This window comes from Vibrio sp. 704, from assembly GCF_033339295.1.
Genome location: NZ_JAWOUH010000818.1, coordinates 1 through 564 on the forward strand (window position 1 = coordinate 1; position 564 = coordinate 564).

Here is a 564-nt window from a genome sequence, read left to right on the forward strand (position 1 = left end):
TGATCGGCTTCCCTGCGGTTTCTATCATTGCTGACGCGATGGCGAAAGGCTTAGACATCGACCCACAACTGGCTAAAGAAGCGGCTGAGTTTACGGTGCGTTACCAAGAGGCATCTGAATTCCCAGATTGGACGGAAGACAACAACATCGGCGCAGCAAACGTTGTGCAAGTGAAGGTGTACGAAGAAAACGGCTTTGTTCATCACGGTTACTGGAACAGTGCGTCTTACACGCTTGAGTTTGCATATGGCGACTGGGCAATGGCAGAAATCGCGCGCATGGCTGGCGATGTAAAACTGCAAGAAGAATTTATGACTCGTGCCGACAACTGGCTCAACCATTGGGATGCCGAGACGGGCTTCTTACGTCCGAAAAACCACCCGCTAAGCTCATCACCAAACAAACCGCCTTTGGAGTTCAACCAACCAATTGATGAAGAGCGTTTGGATGAGTGTGAAATGGTTGAATGGCCTGAAGGCTCAGGTGTGATGAAAGAGAAATGCCCACTGCTACCATTCGACCCTTACTATGTGGACGAGTTTGCCTACACCGAAGGGAAGATCG

Annotated in this window: 1 protein-coding gene; it reads left to right on the forward strand. The window is 50.2% G+C overall.

Annotated features, from left to right (window positions below):
• Positions 1–564 (forward strand): glycoside hydrolase domain-containing protein (locus R7R24_RS29310; protein WP_318120537.1); only part of this gene is annotated, 564 nt, incomplete at both ends.